Annotated in this window: 14 protein-coding genes and 1 pseudogene; 9 read left to right on the top strand and 6 right to left on the bottom strand. The window is 66.9% G+C overall.

What is annotated here, in order from left to right; genetic code table 11:
- Positions 1-78: 78 nt before the first annotated feature.
- Together ACTIIH_RS00530 and paaI are read right to left on the bottom strand one after the other, a co-directional pair.
- Entirely contained in the window at positions 79-1,374 is a 1,296-nt protein-coding gene (locus tag ACTIIH_RS00530) for an AMP-binding protein (protein WP_441450007.1), read from the bottom strand.
- Positions 1,375-1,533: 159 nt separating this feature from the next.
- On the bottom strand, positions 1,534-2,037 hold the full coding sequence (gene paaI, locus ACTIIH_RS00525) for a hydroxyphenylacetyl-CoA thioesterase PaaI (protein WP_441450006.1): 504 nt from the start codon (positions 2,035-2,037) through the stop codon (positions 1,534-1,536).
- Positions 2,038-2,585: 548 nt separating this feature from the next.
- Here paaI and paaA point away from each other — a divergent pair.
- The 9 genes and pseudogenes from paaA to ACTIIH_RS00480 all read left to right on the top strand — a co-directional run bounded on the left by paaA (position 2,586) and on the right by ACTIIH_RS00480 (position 10,349).
- Positions 2,586-3,605: a 1,2-phenylacetyl-CoA epoxidase subunit PaaA gene (gene paaA, locus ACTIIH_RS00520; RefSeq protein ID WP_441450005.1), complete on the top strand. Its 1,020-nt coding sequence runs from the start codon at positions 2,586-2,588 to the stop codon at positions 3,603-3,605.
- On the top strand, positions 3,602-3,943 hold the full coding sequence (paaB, locus tag ACTIIH_RS00515) for a 1,2-phenylacetyl-CoA epoxidase subunit PaaB (protein ID WP_169250907.1): 342 nt from the start codon (positions 3,602-3,604) through the stop codon (positions 3,941-3,943). Before paaA ends, paaB begins: the two co-directional genes overlap by 4 nt.
- Positions 3,944-3,956: 13 nt before the next feature.
- Positions 3,957-4,937: a 1,2-phenylacetyl-CoA epoxidase subunit PaaC gene (paaC, locus tag ACTIIH_RS00510; RefSeq protein WP_441450004.1), complete on the top strand. Its 981-nt coding sequence runs from the start codon at positions 3,957-3,959 to the stop codon at positions 4,935-4,937.
- Between the two features lie 5 nt (positions 4,938-4,942).
- The gene (paaD, locus tag ACTIIH_RS00505; protein ID WP_441450041.1) at positions 4,943-5,494 is read left to right on the top strand and encodes a 1,2-phenylacetyl-CoA epoxidase subunit PaaD; all 552 of its coding nucleotides are present in this window, start codon (positions 4,943-4,945) and stop codon (positions 5,492-5,494) included.
- On the top strand, positions 5,494-6,612 hold the full coding sequence (paaE, locus tag ACTIIH_RS00500; RefSeq protein WP_441450003.1) for a 1,2-phenylacetyl-CoA epoxidase subunit PaaE: 1,119 nt from the start codon (positions 5,494-5,496) through the stop codon (positions 6,610-6,612). The genes paaD and paaE overlap by 1 nt, the downstream gene beginning before the upstream one ends.
- Before the next feature lie 91 nt (positions 6,613-6,703).
- The gene (locus ACTIIH_RS00495; protein ID WP_441450002.1) at positions 6,704-7,867 is read left to right on the top strand and encodes a thiolase family protein; all 1,164 of its coding nucleotides are present in this window, start codon (positions 6,704-6,706) and stop codon (positions 7,865-7,867) included.
- Positions 7,864-8,669, top strand: a pseudogene (locus tag ACTIIH_RS00490) (enoyl-CoA hydratase/isomerase family protein). Before ACTIIH_RS00495 ends, ACTIIH_RS00490 begins: the two are co-directional and overlap by 4 nt.
- Entirely contained in the window at positions 8,666-9,538 is an 873-nt protein-coding gene (locus ACTIIH_RS00485) for a 3-hydroxyacyl-CoA dehydrogenase family protein (RefSeq protein WP_441450001.1), read from the top strand. Before ACTIIH_RS00490 ends, ACTIIH_RS00485 begins: the two are co-directional and overlap by 4 nt.
- Before the next feature lie 34 nt (positions 9,539-9,572).
- Positions 9,573-10,349, top strand: coding sequence for an enoyl-CoA hydratase/isomerase family protein (locus ACTIIH_RS00480; protein ID WP_441450000.1), 777 nt, complete (start codon positions 9,573-9,575; stop codon positions 10,347-10,349).
- On the opposite strand, the gene ACTIIH_RS00475 is transcribed toward ACTIIH_RS00480, so the two are convergent.
- From ACTIIH_RS00475 to ACTIIH_RS00460, 4 genes are all read right to left on the bottom strand, one after another.
- Positions 10,346-11,095: a TVP38/TMEM64 family protein gene (locus tag ACTIIH_RS00475; RefSeq protein WP_441449999.1), complete on the bottom strand. Its 750-nt coding sequence runs from the start codon at positions 11,093-11,095 to the stop codon at positions 10,346-10,348. The genes ACTIIH_RS00480 and ACTIIH_RS00475 overlap by 4 nt on opposite strands.
- Before the next feature lie 45 nt (positions 11,096-11,140).
- Positions 11,141-12,397, bottom strand: coding sequence for a S1C family serine protease (locus tag ACTIIH_RS00470; RefSeq protein WP_441449998.1), 1,257 nt, complete (start codon positions 12,395-12,397; stop codon positions 11,141-11,143).
- A gap of 279 nt (positions 12,398-12,676) precedes the next feature.
- Positions 12,677-12,847 carry a hypothetical protein gene (locus ACTIIH_RS00465; protein WP_441449997.1) on the bottom strand — a complete coding sequence of 57 codons (171 nt, stop codon included), beginning with the start codon at positions 12,845-12,847 and terminating at the stop codon, positions 12,677-12,679.
- Positions 12,848-12,862: 15 nt separating this feature from the next.
- Positions 12,863-14,233, bottom strand: a complete 1,371-nt coding sequence (locus tag ACTIIH_RS00460; RefSeq protein WP_441449996.1) for an L-lactate MFS transporter — start codon at positions 14,231-14,233, stop codon at positions 12,863-12,865.
- Positions 14,234-14,406 lie beyond the last annotated feature (173 nt).

Raw genomic sequence — 14,406 nt, 5'->3', positions numbered from 1 at the left:
GTCTAACGAGGTGCCGGGCGGCACGCCGCGATGCCGGTCACAGGTCGGTGCGCATGCTGCGAATCCGGGGCGCTCATCTCAGCGCACGCCTTCGCGGCGGTCGATGATGCGCTTCATCTTGCCGACCGAACGCGGCAGGTCGCCGGGCAGCTTGATGTCGATGGTGCAGGAGACGCCGAGGCGCTCCTTGATGCGGGCGGCCACGAGCCTGTCGAGACCCTCGAGCTCGACGGCACCGACGCCGTCGCGGGCTTCGACCTCGACGGTCATCTCGTCCATCCGAACCGGGCGGGTGAGGACGAGCTGGAAGTGGGGGCTCAGCGGCGCGAACTCGAAGAGCACGGTCTCGACGTTCGCGGGGTAGACGTTGATGCCGCGGATGATCATGAGGTCATCGGAACGGCCGGTGATGCGCGAGATGCGGCGGAAGTTCGGGCGAGCGGTGCCCGGCAGCAGGGTCGCGAGATCACGCGTACGGTAACGAATGATCGGCAGCGCTTCCTTCGTCAGCGAGGTGAAGACGAGTTCGCCCTCCTGCCCGTCGGGCAGCACCTCACCGGTGAATGGGTCGACGATCTCCGGGTAGAAGTGGTCCTCCCAGATCGTCGGGCCGTCCTTCGTCACTGCGGATTCGCAGGCCACACCCGGTCCCATGACCTCGGAGAGGCCGTAGATGTCGACGGCGTTGATGTTGAACGAACTCTCGATCTCCTTGCGCATCTCGTCCGTCCAGGGCTCGGCACCGCAGATCGCGGTCTTCAGGCTCGTCGAGGTCGGGTCGATGCCCTGCTTGTGGAATTCGTCGAGGATCGTGAGCAGATAGGTCGGGGTGGCCGTGATGATGTCCGGCTTGAAGTCCTGGATGAGCTGCACCTGGCGCGGGGTCTGACCTCCGGAGATCGGGACGACAGTGAAGCCGTGGCGCTCGGCCCCGTGGACGCCGAGACCGCCGGTGAACAGGCCGTAGCCGTAGGCGTTGTGCATCAACTGCCCGCGCTTGCCGCCGGCACCGAGGATGGACCGCGCGATGAGGCTGCCCCACCGATCGAGATCGCCCATCGTGTACCCGACGACCGTCGGCAGGCCCGTCGTTCCCGAGGAGGCGTGGATGCGCGCGACCTGCTCCTGCCCGACGGCGAAGAGCCCGAACGGGTAGTTGTCACGCAGGTCCTGCTTGGTCGTGAACGGCAGCTTCGCAATGTCATCGAGGCTCGTGATGTCGGCGGGAGTCACGCCGAGGTCGTCGAAGGCCTTCCGGTAGAACGGCACCCGTTCGTACACCGAGGTCACCGTGGTCTTGAGGTTTGTCAGCTGGTCGGCGCGCAGCTCGTCCAGGCTCATCCGTTCGCCGGCGTCGAGGTCGGTCTCAGTCATCATCGTCTCCTTGCGAATCTCTTCTGTGTGTCAGATCCAAAGACCGCCGAGGTGGTCCACCGTTCTTCGGTGTCCGGTCGTCGACGGGTGGTTCGGTGGGGGTCGTCCGGCTCGGCGGGGAGCCGGACGCGGGTCGGAAAGTCGTGCGGTTGGCCGGGTCTACTTGCGGGCGGGCAGCGTGCGGGAGCGGCCGCGGTAGGTGGCAATGATGTCGTCGCCGCGGGTGACGGTGACGTCGTAGATGCCCGAGCGGCCCTGCTTGATGACCTCATGGCCGCGAGCGACGAGCTCGTCACCTAGGTACGTGGGTTTGAGGAAGTCGATGTCGCCGCCGGAGGCGACCGTGATCGATCCGGGATAGTTGCAGGCCATCGCGAAGGTCGTGTCGGCGAAGAGGAAGATGTAGCCGCCGTGCGTGATGTCATGGCCGTTGGTCATGATCTCGGTGACCGTCATCGAGCACTGCGCCCACCCGGGTCCGTGGTCATCGACGGTGATGCCCAAGTGCTGGGAAGCTCGGTCATTGGCGAACATCGCGGCCGCACCGGTGAGCTCGGGTGAGGACGTCGTGGTCTCTGGGACCGGGGTGGCCGCCTCGGTGGGGGCGGGGTCGTTCGGGGTCTGCGACTCCGCGGTCGTCGTATCGTGGGCGGGCTGTCCCATGGTCGGCTCCTCCTCGAGTCGCGGGTTCGGGCGCCGGTGCACGAGGAGCGCCTGCGCCGCTGTGTGTGTGGACGACGGTGAGAGTTCCCCGTGATCCCGGACGGTCAGCCCGTCGGAGAATAAACGACCATCTGGTCGATAAATATCGTGCCGATCGTCTTCGGTGTCAAGCCCCGGGGTGATTCGGCCTGCGAATTGCGCACGCATCGTCAAGCCCGGGCGGGAATGGGTCACTATCGGACAGCTGCCGAGAAATATAGGTCGCTATCGGACATTTTCCGGCGCTGAAAGTATCCGATGCTGACCTGAATTCGGCAGGCGCCGCGCTGGGGGCGGCTCGGCGCGGCGGCGGGGCTGAGCGGCTCTTTCGCGTGGGTGGCATTGCGCCCGGGCGAGGGGTGTGCGACACTGGTGGCAACAATACAGAACAAATGGTCAGTAAATGAATGCCCCAGGCCAGCGGTCTGACGATGGTCGGACCGATTCGAGGTCGGCAGCCGCTGACCGAGGCAGGTCCTGACAAGGGCACATCCAAGGGCGGAGTGGTCATGACAACTCAAGTGAGCGACAACCGGTTCGACGAGACGCAGCTGCAGGAGCAGTTCGACGCCACGATCGAGGCCAAGGATCGGATCGAACCCCGGGACTGGATGCCCGAGGCCTACCGCAAGACGCTCATCCGACAGGTCGCGCAGCACGCGCACTCGGAGATCATCGGCATGCAGCCCGAAGGCAACTGGATCTCCCGCGCGCCCTCGCTGCGGCGCAAGGCGATCCTGCTGGCGAAGGTCCAGGACGAAGCCGGACACGGCCTCTACCTCTACTCGGCCGCCGAAACCCTGGGCGCCTCACGCAACGAGCTCACCGAGAAGCTCGTCGCCGGCAAACAGAAGTACTCCTCGATCTTCAACTACCCGACCCTGTCCTACACCGATGTCGGCACGATCGGCTGGCTCGTCGACGGGGCGGCCATCTGCAACCAGGTGCCGCTGTGCCGGACCTCCTTCGGCCCCTACGGCCGCGCGATGATCCGCATCTGCAAGGAAGAGTCCTTCCACCAGCGTCAGGGCTACGAGTTGCTCATGACGATGATGCGCGGCACCGAGGCTCAGCGCGAGATGGTCCAGGAATCGGTCAACCGCTTCTGGTGGCCGGCGCTGATGATGTTCGGCCCGCCCGATGACAACTCCCCGAACACCGAACAGTCGATGATCTGGGGCATCAAGACCCACACCAACGACGAGCTGCGCCAGAAGTTCGTCGACATGTCCGTTCCGCAGGCCGAAGCCCTCGGCGTGACATTCCCCGATGAGAATCTCAAGTGGAACGAAGAGCGCGGACACTACGACTTCTCCACCCCGAACTGGGACGAGTTCTGGGCCGTCGTCAAGGGTGACGGACCCTGCAACGAACAGAGGCTGACCCACCGTAAGCGCGCCTGGGACGAAGGGGCGTGGGTGCGCGAAGCCGCGCTCGCCTTCGCGGAGAATCAGACCGCCGAGGCGGCCGCCGACGAGACTCCCGCCGCCGGCGTCGACACCACCACGCCTGAGGAGGCAGCGAAATGACCGAGACCAACCCCGGCCCCACCTCGGCGAAGGACAATTCGACTGCGGGCTCGACCCGCGGAGAATGGCCGCTGTACGAGGTCTTCGTGCGCGGCAAGCGCGGACTCAACCACGTCCACGTCGGATCCCTGCACGCCGCCGACGATCAGATGGCCGTCCATCACGCCCGCGATGTCTACACCCGACGCAACGAAGGCGTGAGCATCTGGGTCGTCCGCGCCTCCGACATCACGGCCTCGAGCCCGGACGAGAAGGACCCGATGTTCGCCCCCAGCGGCGACAAGGTCTACCGCCACCCCACCTTCTACGACATCCCCGCCGATGTCCCCCATATGTGAGAAGGGGCGAGAGATGACTGCGAACAACGAACCGACCATCCACGTCGAACACGACGAGGCCGGCACGAACGTCGATCACGGCGACCACGACAACGCGTACTCCGGACTGCTCGTCAACGACGCGAACTGGGCCTTCGGCACCGACTTCGAAGACCCCCTGGCAGGCGTCGACACGACCGTGCCCGACGGCGTCGACGCCAAGGACCTCGGGGCGTACTGCCTCATGCTCGGCGACGATGCGCTCGTCTTCAGCCAGCGGATCTCCGAATGGTGCTCGAACGCCCCTGACCTCGAAGAGGACATCGCACTGGCGAACATCGCCCTCGACCTCCTCGGACAGGCACGTCTCCTGCTCGCTCGCGCCGCGGCAGCCGATCCGGAGCTCGTGCCCGAGCTGCCCGCCGGCTCCCCGGTGCCCGATGAGGACCGGCTCGCGTTCTTCCGCAACGACCTGGGCTTCCGCAACGTCCGCCTGGCCGAGGTGCCGGGTGGCGACTTCGCCGAGGCGGTCGCGAAGATCCTCATCTACTCCACCTGGCGCCTGTCGATCTTCGAACGCCTCTCGAGCAGCCGCGACACCGTACTCGCAGCCATCGCTGCCAAGGGTGTGAAGGAGATGTCCTATCACCGCGACTTCGCCGGACGCTGGGTCGTGACCCTGGCCCGCGGCACCGAGGAATCGCGATCCCGCCTGGTCGCCGCACTGAACGGCCTGTGGCCGCTGTGGTCCGAACTCTTCGAGACCCACCCGGTCGAGACTGCCGTGGCCGAAGCCGGAATCGGCGTCGACCCCGCGACGGTGGCCGACGAGGCATCCGTCATCCTCGACCAGGTGTTCGCCGCAGCCGGAATCGACCGGCCCGAACGCGGCGGACTGGCCGGAGTCGGCGTCCACGGCGGCAAGGGCCGCGACGGACTCCACACCGAGGCCCTGTCGAAGCTGCTCGCCGAGATGCAGGTCGTCGCCCGCGAGCACCCGGAGGGGCAGTGGTGACCGCCATGCTCGAGACCTACCCGACCGACACCGGCACCCGTCCGGAAGGCATCACCGACGCCGAGGCGATCGACCGTGCCTGGGCCGCCGCCGAACGCGTGACCGACCCCGAGATGCCGATGCTCACCCTCCTCGACCTCGGGGTGCTGCGCGACGTCACGATCGAGAACGGCCACGTCGTCACCATCATCACTCCCACCTATTCGGGCTGCCCGGCGATGGCGACGATGCGCGATGACCTGCAGCGCGAACTCCTCGAGGCCGGTTTCCCCGACGCCGAGGTGCGCGTGTCCCTGACACCCGCGTGGACGAGCGACTGGATCACCGAACGCGGCAGACAGGCACTCAAGGACGCCGGAATCTCCCCACCCGGAACCGCCCCCGTCCGCACCGGTCCGGTGGCGCTGACCCTCATGCCCACCCGCCGCGCCGTGAGCTGCGTGCTGTGCGGATCGGACAACGTCCGCCTGTCCTCCGAGTTCGGCGCGACCGCGTGCAAGGCGATGTACCAGTGCAACGACTGCCTCGAACCGTTCGACCATGTGAAGGAGATCTGATGACTCAGACGATCGATCAGACCGCCGAGGCGGCCCCCGCCACCGAGCCCGCCGACGGATTCTCCCGGTCGGCTTTCTACCCGCTGACCGTGAAGTCCGTCGACCACCTCACCGAGGATTCGGCCGCCGTGACCTTCGACGTGCCGGCCGAATACAGCGAACTCTTCGACTTCGCTGCCGGACAGTCACTGACCCTGCGCCGCATCATCGACGGCGCCGAGCACCGCCGTACCTATTCGATCTGCGCCCCGGCCGGAACCGCCCCGCGCATCGGTGTGCGCGAAGTCCCCGAAGGACTCTTCTCTCTGTGGCTGGTGGGCGAGGTCCGTCCCGGCGACGTCATCGAGGTGCAGCCTCCCTCGGGCAGCTTCCGCGCCGATGCCTCCGTCGGCGGTCGGCACCTGTGCATCGCCGCAGGCTCGGGAATCACGCCGATGCTCTCCATCGCCTCGACCGTCCTGTCGAACCCCGAAGCCTCGGTGACTCTGCTCTACGGCAACCGGCACACGAACACCGTGATGTTCGCCGAGGAGCTCGCCGACCTCAAGGACGCCCGCAACCAGCAGCTCGACCTCGTGCACGTGCTCTCCCGCGAACCCCGCGATGTCGAACTCTTCTCCGGCCGCCTCGACGAGGAGAAGCTGCGGGACCTGCTCACCGCCATCGTCCCGATCGGCAGCATGGACCATGTGTGGCTGTGCGGACCCTTCGGCATGCTCGAAGACGCCCGCAAGGTGCTCGCCGAATTCGACGTGCCGAAGGAGAGGATCCACTTCGAACTCTTCTACGTCGACGAACCCCCACCGGAGGTCGTCCACGCGGACAAGGTCGTCGAGGGAGCCACCAGCGACGTCACCGTCATCCTCGACGGCAAACGGTCCACCTCGGCGATGTCGCAGAGCAAAACCATCCTCGACTCCGCCCAGGAATCCCGGTCCGATCTGCCGTTCGCCTGCAAGGGCGGGGTGTGCGGAACCTGCCGCGCGAAGATCTGCGGCGGTGAGGTCAACATGGTCCGCAACTACGCTCTCGAGGACGCCGAGGTCGAGGCGAACTTCGTCCTCACCTGCCAGACGTTCCCCGTCAGCGACGAAGTCACCGTCGACTTCGACTCCTGAGCGTCCCGAACCCCAGCGGGCGCGGGCCCGCACACCATCGGGTGCCAGCCCGTACCATGTCACCTACCCGAACTCGTCAGCGAGGAGACCCATGCCCGAGGCATTCATTCTGGACGGACTGCGCACCCCCATCGGACGCTACGGGGGTGCACTGGCCGACCAGCGGCCCGACGACCTCGTGGCTGCCACGATGAAGACCGTCGTCGAGCGGGCGGGCATCGACCCGACCGATATCGACGAGGTCATCCTCGGCTCGGCGAACCAGGCCGGTGAGGACAACCGGAACATCGCCCGCATGGCCGTGCTCCTGGCCGGACTGCCCGAATCCGTGCCCGGGTTCACTGTCAACCGTCTGTGCGCCTCGGGAATGACCGCGATCACGACGGCCCGGGCGATGATCGCCGCCGGAGACGCCGATGTGGTCGTGGCCGGCGGTGTCGAATCGATGACCCGCGCCCCGTGGGTGAGCGAGAAGCCCTCGCGTGCGTGGTCGAAGCCGGGCCGGACCTGGGACACCTCCATCGGCTGGCGGTTCACGAACCCCGCCTTCGGTGAGGACGTGACCCTGTCGATGCCGCAGACGGCCGAACGCGTCGCCGAGAAGTGGCAGCTCGCCCGCGAAGCCCTCGACGAATTCGCTTTCCAGTCGCACCAAAAGGCGCTGGCCGCGCAGAAGGCCGGCAGCTTCGAGCGTGAGATCCTGCCCGTCGGCGAGGTCACCGCCGATGAGGGACCACGCGATTCGACGTTGGAGAAGCTCGGCAAGCTGCGTCCCATCCACGGACCCGGCGGGGTCATCACCGCCGGGAACTCCTCGTCGCTCAATGACGGTGCCGCCGTTGTCGTGCTCGTGTCCGAGGACTATGCGAACAAGCACGGGCTCAGCCCGCGCGCCCGGGTCGTCGCCGGCGCCAATGCCGGCGTGTCCCCGGAGATCATGGGCATCGGACCCGTCCCGGCGACCCGCAAGGTGCTCGAACGCACCGGCTGGAGCGTCGGCGAACTCGAGGCCGTCGAACTCAATGAGGCCTTCGCCTCCCAGTCGCTGGCCTGCATGGGCGACCTCGGACTCGACCCGGAGACCGTCAACGCATTCGGCGGAGCAATCGCTCTCGGCCACCCGCTGGGCTGCTCCGGTACCCGCATCACCCTGACCCTGCTCAACCGCCTGGAACAGGCCGGGGCGACGAAGGGCCTGGCGACCATGTGCGTGGGCGTCGGGCAGGGATCGGCGCTGCTGTTGGAGCGCGTGTGAGTGCCGGGGCAGACAGCGCCTCCCCGCTGCTCATCGAACGCCATTCCGACCGCACGATCATCCGCCTCAACCGGCCCGAGGTCCGCAACGCCATCGACCAATCGATGGTCGATGCTCTCCACGCCGTGTGCGCTGAACTCGAGGCCGAACCGAAGGTTGCGATCCTCACCGGCGCCTCCGGAGTCTTCGCCGCCGGTGCCGATATCTCGCAGCTGCGCAATCGGCGTCGCGATGATGCCCTGGCCGGGATCAACTCGAAGATCTTCTCCCGCATCCAGGAACTGCCGATGCCGGTCATCGCGCTGATCGAGGGATTCGCCCTCGGCGGCGGAGCCGAGCTCGCCTTCGCCGCGGACTTCCGCATCGGCACCCCGTCGACGAAGATCGGAAACCCGGAGACCGGTCTGGGCATCCTCGCCGCCGCCGGAGCCGCGTGGCGTCTGCGCGAACTCGTCGGCGAACCCCCGCCAAGGAGATCCTCCTCGCCGGACGGACCCTGCAGGCCGATGAAGCCAAAGCCATCGGATTGCTCAATGACGTCGTCGACCCCGAGGACCTCGAACTCGCCGGTCAGGCGCTGGCCGATCGGATCGCGAGCTTCGCACCCCTGGCCGTGCGCCTGAGCAAGTCGGCGTTCCACGCCCCGAGAGAGGCGCATCCGCTCATCGACAATGTGGCCCAGGCGGTCCTGTTCGAAACAGACGAGAAGTTCGCCCGCATGGACGTGTTCCTGTCCAAACGCGAGGCCAAGAAGGCGAAGAAGGCCGCCGAACAGGCGGCGAAGGAGGGCGACAACACATGAGCGAGCCCACAGCAGAAACCCCCACCGAGGCAGCCGGTACCACCGCCCGCGTCCCCGACGTCGTCGGCGTCTTCGGCGGCGGACGGATGGGTGCGGGAATCGCGCATGCCTTCGCCACCGCCGGCGCCCGCGTCATCGTCATCGAGAACACCGACGACACCGTGGCCGCCGCCAGGCAGCGCATCGACGCATCTACGAGTAAGTCGGCGTCCAAAGGCATCGAGGTGCCCGGAACCGTCATCGTCGACCGCGACCCGACCCTGCTCGACGAGGCCCTCCTCGTCGTCGAAGCCGTGCCCGAGATCGTCGAACTCAAGCAGGAGGTGCTCGCGACCATCGCGAAGCACGCTCCCGCCGCGAGCATCGGGACGAACACCTCGGCGTTGTCGATCGACGAGCTCGCTGCGGCCCTGCCGCGCCCGCAGGCGCTCATCGGGCTGCACTTCTTCAACCCGGTGCCCGTGTCCGGACTCGTCGAGGTCGTCGTCGGCACCCACACCGAACCGAAACTCGTCGACGTCGCCAAGGACTGGGTGACGGGGCTGGGGAAGACGGCGATCACGGTGAAGGACTCGCCCGGATTCGCCTCCTCCCGCCTCGGCGTGGCTCTCGCTCTGGAAGCGATGCGGATGGTCGAAGACGGCGTCGCCAGTGCCGAGGACATCGACCGGGCCATGACTCTGGGCTACCGGCATCCGGCCGGGCCGCTGAGGACGACGGACATCGTCGGGCTCGATGTGCGCCTCGGCATCGCCGAGCACCTCGCCGAAGAGATCGGCGAGCGTTTCACACCCCCGCAGATACTGACGGACAAGGTCGCCGCCGGCGAACTCGGCCGCAAGTCCGGGCAGGGTTTCTACACCTGGTGACATCCCCGCAACACGGACACGCAAAGGAGCATCCATGACCGAGATCCAGTTGAAGAACCGCGGCCCGATCGCCGAGATCGTCCTCGACGGACCCGAGTCCCGCAACGCTCTCGACGCGGACAACCTCCGCGATATCGCCGCCGCCGTGGCCAAGGTCGCCGAGGCGGTCCCGAACGTCCGCGCGCTCGTCATCCGCGGGGAGGGCAAGGTCTTCTGCTCCGGTCGTGACATCGCGAACGTCGACGTCGAGACCGACGATGCCCACGCCTTCCTCGCCGAGATCTTCGCCCCCGTCTTCCAGGCGATCCGGGCGCTGCCGATCCCCGTGATCGCGCAGGTCCAGGGCGCGGCACTCGGGCTCGGGTACGGAGTGGCCGCGGCCGCCGACATCATCGTCGCCGCCGATGACGCGAAGTTCGGGTCCCCGTTCGCCGCGATCGGTGCGATGCTCGATTCCGGTGCCCACCATGTGTTCCTCGACCGGGTCGGCTACCACCGGACGATGGACCTCATCATCACCGGAGACCTCATGACCGGCGCCGAGGCGGCCGCCACCGGGATCGTCTCCCGTGCGGTCCCAGCAGCGGAACTGAGCGACTTCGTCGAATCGAAGCTGGAGAAGATCGTCACCGGACCGGCCGAGGCCTTCGCCATGGAGAAGGGCTTCGTCCAGAAGCTCGCCGACGAACGCCCGAACCTCGCCGAGGTGCTGGCCCACGAGGCGGCCCTGCAGGAATCGGCGCGGCAGACCCCGGACTACGCCGAGGGATTCACGGCGTTCCAGGAGCGTCGAAAGCCGAACTTCGACTAAGACTCAGGGAGTTCAGGCGTCTCTGCCTGTGCGTGTTCGGCGTCTCGGGTGCGCTTCCATCGGCGCATCGTGATGATCGTCAACGCGATGACCAGTGCCCAGGAGATGCCCACTGCGATGCCGTTGAGGGCATTCGGCTCCCCGATGAAGGCACCGACGGCCACAAGTGAGAGCTGGCCCGGCAGGGACGAGATGACGGTGGCGCTGAGGAACGTGCGGTTGTCGATGCCCAGTGCCCCGCTGCCGTAGTTGACCGGCCAATACGGGAGCCCTGGCATGAGGCGCAGGGCGCACACTGCGTAGAAGCCGCCGCCGGTGAGCTTGGATTCGATCGTCTCGGCATGGGAGCCGAGCAGCCGCAGCACGGTGTCCCGGCCGAGCGCCCGAGCGATCCAGTACCCGATCCAACAGCCCGCGACGACGCCGATCATCGACAGCAGGGTGCCGAAGCCGACCCCGAAGATCAGGCCGCCGGCAGTGGCCATGATCGTCACGGGAATCGGTGTGGCGGCGACGCCCATGTAGATGAGGATGAAGACGGCGAAGCCCCAGAATCCGGCTGCCGCGATGTCGTTCTGCAGCACATCGACCGAAGGCAGGCGGACGTTGAAGACCGCCCACACTCCTGCCAGCAGGGCGAGAGCGAGGGCGATATTGCGCAGGATCGTCGGCCAGTCGAGGCGCCCCCGGCCCAGCCGGGTGCGGGGCGACCACTCCGCGGGCGAGGCGTCTTCGTGTCCGGGCATGGCCCGATCTTACGTCTCGCCCGGGGTGGTTGGGCAATCTCCGCCTCAGGCCGCGGGCCCCTCGGCCAGGGTCACCTCGGCGGTGTGGGTCTTACCGTCGGTGCCTGTCCACGTCACGGACACGGTGTCACCGGGCTTGTGCTCGGCGATGGCCTCGGACAACGAGTTGCCGTCGGTGACCTGGGTCGAGCCGATCTTCGTGATCGTGTCGCCGGCGGTCAGTCCCGCCTCGGCGGCCGGAGTGTCCTCATAGACTCCCGCGACGACGGCACCTGCGGTCTGCGACGATGCGCCCGACTGGCCGTTCGGACTGCCGTCTCCCGGCTGGATCGACTGGCTGCCCTGACCAGACCGGCCCGACTGGCCGCTCTGCGAATCCTGCTGGACCCCGATGCCGAGGAACGCCGGATATCCGAGCGTGTTCGTGGCTGTCTGCTGTCCGTTGATGATCGATTCGGCGGTCGTCAGCGCCGACTCGATGGGAATGGCAAAGCCGGTGACCACGGCACTGCCGGAGGAAGCCGCGGTGTTCATGCCGACGACCTCGCCTTCGTCATCGAGCAGCGCACCGCCGGAATCCCCGGAGACGATATCGGCCTGGACCTGGATCATGTCATCGAGCGTCTCCGAATCCTCGGTGCCCTGCGCGGTGGTGGTGACCGAAGCGCCGAGGTCGGTGACCGAACCGTCGGCGGCCTGGAGCACTCCGCCGCCCTCGGAGTTGCCGACGGCGGTGACGTCGTCGCCGACCGAGACGGAGTCGTCGTCGATCGTCGCCGTCTGCAGGTCCGCGGCGTCCTTGAGCTGGAGAACGGCCACGTCCTGCGTCGAATCCGAACCGACGACGGAAGCCTCGTAGGTCTTGCCGGTCGTGGCGACGGTGACGGAGATCTTCGTCGAATCGGCGATGACGTGGTTGTTCGTCAGCACCAGACCGTCCTTGCTCAGCACCATGCCGGTGCCGGCCGCCTCGGCGTTCTCATAGCCGAGCTGGGTGTCGATGAGGACGACTCCCGTCGACTCCTCGGTGCTGGCCGTGGATGCTTCCTGCTGTGTCGAGCCGTTGGAGCCCTGCCCGGTGTCCGGCGACTGTGAGCCGCCGCCGGGAGCGGTGCCTCCGGAGTATCCTCCCTGGCCGCTGCTGCCTCCCTGGCTGGGGTCGGTCGGCTGCCCGGTGAAGGGGATGGCCGACTGGGTGGTCCCGGCCGCGACCGTGCGGGCGTGGCCGGCAGAAGCTGCCGACAGGCCGGCGGCCGATCCGATGCTCAGCACCAGGGCCGCAGCGGCTCCGGTGACGGCCATGGCGAGTCGACGTCGGTGCGGATGGGTTCGGGATGAGGCTGCAGCCGTCCCTGTGCCGAATGCGTGTCCAGCGCCAGTGGCCGTATGTGCTGACTTCGTGCGCCTCGACTCGTTCATGGTCGTGCCCTTCTGTGCTGAGGAGGAGTTCCTGATAGCTCCTATTCAGCACCCGCACGCTGTGGCTGCGCTGTGGCGGGGCTGAGGCGAGGCTTCGATTCTGTGGGCCCGCAATGACAACGGCGGGTTCGCGGCTGCGTCGGGGCCGCCTCGGCGAGGTGGTCAGCCGGTGAAGATCGCGACGGCCTTGATCACGGTCAGGGACAGGCCCCAGAGGAGGCCGCCGACCACGACGACGGTGAGGACTGAGCCGACGGACTTGTAGGCGCCGCCGACCGGCGACTGCGGTGAGCCGGAGTCGGGGACGTGGGCGACGGAGGTGGAATCGTTCATGATCTGATCCTTCCTTCAGTTCTCTTCGAGGGCGGCGGCCTGCTTGGCCTTGACATCCTCTTCGGGTTCGAAGTGCTTCTCGCTGACCGGGCGGATGAGGGCATTGGCGATGAAGCCGATGACCAGCGCGCCGACCATGATGAACATTCCCGGAGTGTAGAGGGCGGGGCCTTCCTTCCCTGCCGCTTCTCCCGCCTCGACGACGGAGTTGACGATGAGCGGACCGGCCACACCGGCGGCCGACCAGGCGGTGAGCAGGGCGCCGTGGATGGCTCCGACCTGGTAGACGCCGAAGAGGTCCTTGAGGTAGGCGGGCACGGTGGCGAACCCGCCGCCGTAGAAGGAGATGATGACCAGTGTGGCCAGCACGAAGAGGATGAGCGAATCGCCGCCGAAGAGTGCCACGAGGAGGTAGAGGATCGCTCCGACGCCGAGGTAGAGCATGTAGTTGTTCTTCCGGCCGAGGTAATCCGACGTCGTCGACCAAATGAATCGTCCGCCCATGTTGCCGATGGAGAGCAGGCCGACGAAGCCGGCGGCCGCGGCGGCGGTGATGCCGAAGTAGGACTGGATCATCGGGGCGGCGTTCTCGAGGATGCCGATGCCTGCGGTCACGTTGAGGAAGAGGACGGCCCACAGCAGCCAGAACTGCGGTGTGCGGATGGCGTTGCGGACGGAGACGTTGCCCTTCGTCTGCATCGGCTTCGCCTTCACCTGTGACGGGTCGAAGCCCTTCGGGGTCCATTCGGGGTGGGGAACGCGGATGACGAAGGCACCGGCGGCGATGACCACGGCGTAGACGATGCCGAGGGTGACGAAGGTCGGTGTCAGACCCGCGACGAGGTGTTCGGGATCAACGCCGCCTCCGTAGAGGGCCATGAGCTGGTTCGACATCGGGCTGGCGATGAGCGCTCCGCCGCCGAAGCCCATGATGGCCAGGCCCGTGGCCAGGCCGGGGCGGTCCGGGAACCATTTCATCAGGGTCGAGACCGGCGAGATGTAGCCGATGCCCAGCCCGATTCCGCCGATGACGCCGTAGCCGAGGTAGACCAGCCACAGCTGACCGGCCACGATGCCGAGCGAGGCGACGAAGAAGCCGACGACCCAGCAGGCGCCGGCGGCGACCATCGAAGCGCGTGGGCCGTTCTTCTCCACCCACGGGCCGAAGACTGCCGAGGAGATGCCGAGCATGAGGATCGCGATCGAGAAGATCCAGCCGATCGAGACCTCACCGGTGTCGAAGTGGGACATGAACGGGATCTTGAAAACGCTGAATGCGTAGACCTGGCCGATGCACAGGTGGATGGCCAGAGCGGCCGGTGGGATCAGCCACCGGTTGAAGTTCTTCGGCGCAACGATTGCCGAGCGTGTGAGAATGGAAGCCACGGGAAGTCCTTTTCGTAAGTTGAACTCGTGTCACCGTCGACACCGGTCAGCGGACGGCACGTGCGGCCGACGGTCGATTGACCGACCGGAGAGTCCACCTCAGAGTTAGTTCCCCACACGGAAAATGCGAGGAACACTCAGCGTTTTCTTGAGAAAAGGCGTCAGTTTCTTGC

Source organism: Brevibacterium sp., assembly GCF_052105255.1.
Taxonomy (GTDB): domain Bacteria; phylum Actinomycetota; class Actinomycetes; order Actinomycetales; family Brevibacteriaceae; genus Brevibacterium; species Brevibacterium linens_B.
Note: the sequence above shows the minus strand (reverse complement) of the source record. Positions and strands in the feature narration are given on the sequence as shown.

What these genes read in the sequence shown, in the direction of transcription:
- ACTIIH_RS00530 (WP_441450007.1), bottom strand. Translation starts at nt 1,374, where the DNA reads ATGACTGAGACCGACCTCGACGCCGGCGAACGGATGAGCCTGGACGAG.
- paaI (WP_441450006.1), bottom strand. Translation starts at nt 2,037, where the DNA reads ATGGGACAGCCCGCCCACGATACGACGACCGCGGAGTCGCAGACCCCG.
- paaA (WP_441450005.1), top strand. Translation starts at nt 2,586, where the DNA reads ATGACAACTCAAGTGAGCGACAACCGGTTCGACGAGACGCAGCTGCAG.
- paaB (WP_169250907.1), top strand. Translation starts at nt 3,602, where the DNA reads ATGACCGAGACCAACCCCGGCCCCACCTCGGCGAAGGACAATTCGACT.
- paaC (WP_441450004.1), top strand. Translation starts at nt 3,957, where the DNA reads ATGACTGCGAACAACGAACCGACCATCCACGTCGAACACGACGAGGCC.
- paaD (WP_441450041.1), top strand. Translation starts at nt 4,943, where the DNA reads ATGCTCGAGACCTACCCGACCGACACCGGCACCCGTCCGGAAGGCATC.
- paaE (WP_441450003.1), top strand. Translation starts at nt 5,494, where the DNA reads ATGACTCAGACGATCGATCAGACCGCCGAGGCGGCCCCCGCCACCGAG.
- ACTIIH_RS00495 (WP_441450002.1), top strand. Translation starts at nt 6,704, where the DNA reads ATGCCCGAGGCATTCATTCTGGACGGACTGCGCACCCCCATCGGACGC.
- ACTIIH_RS00485 (WP_441450001.1), top strand. Translation starts at nt 8,666, where the DNA reads ATGAGCGAGCCCACAGCAGAAACCCCCACCGAGGCAGCCGGTACCACC.
- ACTIIH_RS00480 (WP_441450000.1), top strand. Translation starts at nt 9,573, where the DNA reads ATGACCGAGATCCAGTTGAAGAACCGCGGCCCGATCGCCGAGATCGTC.
- ACTIIH_RS00475 (WP_441449999.1), bottom strand. Translation starts at nt 11,095, where the DNA reads ATGCCCGGACACGAAGACGCCTCGCCCGCGGAGTGGTCGCCCCGCACC.
- ACTIIH_RS00470 (WP_441449998.1), bottom strand. Translation starts at nt 12,397, where the DNA reads ATGGCCGTCACCGGAGCCGCTGCGGCCCTGGTGCTGAGCATCGGATCG.
- ACTIIH_RS00465 (WP_441449997.1), bottom strand. Translation starts at nt 12,847, where the DNA reads ATGAACGATTCCACCTCCGTCGCCCACGTCCCCGACTCCGGCTCACCG.